Consider the following 3,627-nt stretch of genomic DNA (forward strand, 5'->3'; position numbering starts at 1 on the left):
GGCGGGCTTCCCAGGGTGCTTTAGCACAAGAGTTGGAGCAATTGGAGCGCCGGCTGGGGAAGTTGGAGCGCCGGCGGGAGGACTGGGCCTCGATGCTGGCGCCGGAGCACCTGCGGCTGTACGATGAACTGTGCCAGCGGAAGAGCACGCCGCTGGCTCGCCTGCAGAACGGCATTTGTCAGGCCTGCGGCATTCGCCTGCCGGTGGCGGAGGTCCAGCGGGCGCGCGATACGGATGAGCTGGTGTACTGTTCGCAGTGCGGCAGATTGCTGGTGGCGGAATGAACCGCCCATTTTGCGAGGAAGCGTGATCCAAGGGAGGGGGAGCCATGGGCCGCATCATTATTCCTAGTGAGGAGGATGTACCGCGCACGGCGGATGTGGTGGTCATCGGCGGAGGGATCCTGGGCACGGCGACGGCGTTTTACGCCTCCCGCGCCGGCCTGAAGACCCTGGTGGTGGAGAAGCGCGATGGGCTGGCGACGCTGACGACCACAGCCTCCGAGGAATGTTTTCGGGCGCAGTTCACCGAGCCGGAAAACGTGGCCATGATGAAGGCCAGCATCGAGGTGTTCGAGCATTTTGCCGAGCATATTGGCATTCCGGGGTATGACATCAGCCTCCATCAACAGGGCTATCTCTTTCTGACCAATCGGCCGGATGGTCCGGTCACCTTGCGCCGGCTGGTGGAACGCTACCGCCAGGCCGGCTTAGATGATGTGGAGCTGTTGGACGAGCGGGAGGTGCGCAAGCGCTTCCCCTGGGTCTCCGAAGACGTTACGGCGGCGACCTTCCGCGCCCGTGACGGATGGCTGTCCGCGCACGAGCTGACCTATGGCTTCGCCAAAGGGAGTTCGGCCATTTTTCTCCTGCGCACGGAGGCGACCGGCATCCTGCTGGACGCGCAAGGGGTGTGCGGTGTGCAGACCAGCCGCGGCCTGATCACGACGCGCAATGTGGTCATCGCCGCCGGCCCATTCTCCGGGGTGGTAGCGCGCATGGCCGGCGTGGAGCTTCCTCTGCTGATCGTGCGCCGGCAGAAGGCGGTGATCGGCCATGACGATCTGATCCCGCAGGATGCGCCCATGACCATTGATATCAACAGCGGCGCCTACTGGCGGCCGGAAGTGGGCGGTGCGGCGCTGGGCTGGGCCATTGATGAGGACCCGACGCCGCCGATGGACTCGGTGCCGGTGGACTGGGAGTTCGCCGCCATCGTGCTCAATCAGGTAAAGCTGTTGGCGCCTTTCTGGGAGCGGGTCATCGCCCGGCTGACCCGCGATAATGTGTATATCAGCGCCGGCCAATATACCATCACGCCCGATTCCAAGCCCATCCTGGGGCCGCATCCCGAGATCGCCGGCCTGCATTTCAACCTGGGGTACAGCGGCCACGGCGTGATGGGGTCGCCCGAGGGCAGCCGCATGGTGGTGGATATGATGCTGGGGCGGATGAGGGTGGAGGAGTGCCCGTTCCGATATACGCGCTTTGCGGAAGGGGCCGGCCGGCCCAGCGCGGAGAAACTGGTGATTTGATTTAGGAGGCCGGCGTTCCCTTGGTTGGGGGGACCCCATCCCCTGACCCCTTCACAGCGGGCAGGGAAGGGAAACTCCCATCCCCTGACCCCTTCCCCGCAGGCAGGGAAGGGAATCCCAATCCCTCTGATCCCCTCCCCGCGGGCGAGGAAGGGGAACCTGCCGTCAAAAACAACGATGGGCGCGGCAACAACTGCCGCGCCCATTCCTTGGTGCCCCCAAGGGAATTCGAATCCCTGTCGCAGCCTTGAAAGGGCTGTGTCCTAGGCCACTAGACGATGGGGGCATGCATCACTGCATCGTTATTTATATCAGGAAGTGGCCCTTTCGTCAAATTTCCGCCTCTCGGGCGGCGGCGCGGCCGGCCAGCCGGCGGCGTGCTTCCTCTAACTGCTGGCGTACTGCCGCCGGCGCCGTGCCCCCTTCCGCGGCCCGCGCCGCAACACTGGCTTCCAGCGACAGCGCGTCGTACAGGTCAGGCTCAAAGGCCGGCGAAATGGCCCGGTATTCCTCTATGGGAAGCCCCCGCAGGGTGACACCCCGCTCCTCCGCCCTCTGCACCGCGCGCCCGACCAGCTCATGGGCGGTGCGGAACGGCACCCCTTTGCGCACCAGGTAATCTGCCAGGTCGGTAGCCAGCAGTTCTTCGCCGCAGGCGCGGCGCATAGCCTCCGTGTCGAAGGACATGGTGCGGATCACGCCGGCGGCCAGCTCCAAGCAGTCCCGCACCGTGTCGATCGTGTCGAACAGCGGCTCCTTGTCCTCCTGCATGTCCTTGTTGTAGGTCATGGGCAGGCCCTTGAGCACCGTCAGGAGCGTCATCAGGTTGCCGAAGACGCGCCCGCTCTTTCCCCGGATCAGCTCCAGGGAATCGGGGTTGCGTTTCTGCGGCATCAGGCTGGAGCCGGTCGAATAAGCGTCGCTGAGGCGCACGAAGCCGAACTCCGCCGTGCACCAGATAATGAGATCCTCGGCCAGCCGGCTCATATGCATCTGGGCCATTGCCCCCCAGAAGAGCAGTTCCGCGGCGAAATCCCTGTCGGCCACGGCGTCCATACTGTTGGGCGCGATGGCCTCGAAGCCCAACAGTTCTGCCAGATGTTGGCGGTCGATGCCAAAGGGATGGCCGGCCAGCGCACCGCTCCCCAAGGGCAGGACGGCGGTGCGCCGGCGCAGTTCCATCAGCCGCTCATGATCGCGCTCGAACATCCAGAAGTAGGCCAGGAGCCAGTGGGCGAGGGTGACCGGCTGGGCGCGCTGGAGATGGGTATACCCGGGCATAATGGTATGGAGGTGCTCCTCCGCCCGCTCCAGCAGGGCGGACTGCAGGGCGGTCAGGGCGGCCTCCAGCTCGGCAATGGCCTCCAGGAGGAAGAGGCGCATGTCGGTGGCGACCTGGTCGTTGCGACTGCGGCCGGTGTGCAGTTTGCCGGCCGTCTCGCCGATATGCTCCTTGAGCCGGCGCTCGACGGCGGTATGGATGTCCTCGTCGGAGTCCAGGAATTGGAACTGGCCGGCCTCGAACTCCTGCAGGACCTTCTCCAGGCCTGCCTGCAGAAGCTGTGCTTCTTCGGCTGTGATGACGCCGGCCTTGGCCAGCGCCTGGGCATAGGCCTGACTGCCGCGGATATCGGCGCGCCAAAGCCGGCGGTCGAAATCCACGGAGCGGTTCAGGCGTGCCATCAGCGGGTCCAGCGCGCCCCGGAATCGTCCTCCCCACAATTTGCTCATGGCGGTATCTCCTGTGGGCTTCAGTCGCGCATGTATTGCGCTTCTTCGGGCTTGGCCGGCACGGCGCCCGGCCCCAGGTTCAGCAGGGCCTCGACCTGGATGGGCAGGCCGAACAGGTTGATGAAGCCCTCGGCATCGCGCTGGTTGTAGACCTGGTCGGCGCCGAAGGTGGCCAGGTCCTCGCGGTACAGGCTGTAGGGGGATTTGATGCCGGCGATGGTACAGCTCCCCTTATACAGCTTGACGCGGGCGGTGCCGGTGACGCGCTCCTGCGTCTTCTCAACGAAGGCGTCCAGGGCGCGCTTGAGCGGGGTGAACCACTGGCCGTAGTAAACCAGCTCGGCATAGCGCACCGCCAGCAT

Annotated in this window: 4 protein-coding genes and 1 tRNA gene; 2 read left to right on the top strand and 3 right to left on the bottom strand. The window is 65.2% G+C overall.

The window, feature by feature from the left end; translation table 11 throughout:
- Nucleotides 1–32: 32 nt before the first annotated feature.
- Nucleotides 33–284, top strand: coding sequence for a hypothetical protein (locus H5T60_12705; protein ID MBC7243289.1), 252 nt, complete (start codon nt 33–35; stop codon nt 282–284).
- A gap of 44 nt (nt 285–328) precedes the next feature.
- Nucleotides 329–1,534: an FAD-binding oxidoreductase gene (locus H5T60_12710; GenBank protein MBC7243290.1), complete on the top strand. Its 1,206-nt coding sequence runs from the start codon at nt 329–331 to the stop codon at nt 1,532–1,534.
- Between the two features lie 210 nt (nt 1,535–1,744).
- On the opposite strand, the gene H5T60_12715 is transcribed toward H5T60_12710, so the two are convergent.
- The 3 genes from H5T60_12715 to H5T60_12725 form a co-directional block, all read right to left on the bottom strand.
- Nucleotides 1,745–1,820, bottom strand: a tRNA-Glu gene (locus tag H5T60_12715).
- 44 nt (nt 1,821–1,864) lie between these two features.
- A complete protein-coding gene (gene argH / locus H5T60_12720) occupies nt 1,865–3,265 on the bottom strand; it encodes an argininosuccinate lyase (protein ID MBC7243291.1) in 1,401 nt (466 codons plus the stop codon).
- A 20-nt stretch (nt 3,266–3,285) separates the two neighbouring features.
- On the bottom strand, nt 3,286–3,627 hold a 342-nt coding region (locus H5T60_12725), incomplete at its 5' end, for an argininosuccinate synthase (GenBank protein ID MBC7243292.1).

It is taken from the genome of Anaerolineae bacterium (assembly GCA_014360855.1).
Classification (GTDB): Bacteria; Chloroflexota; Anaerolineae; order JACIWP01; family JACIWP01; genus JACIWP01.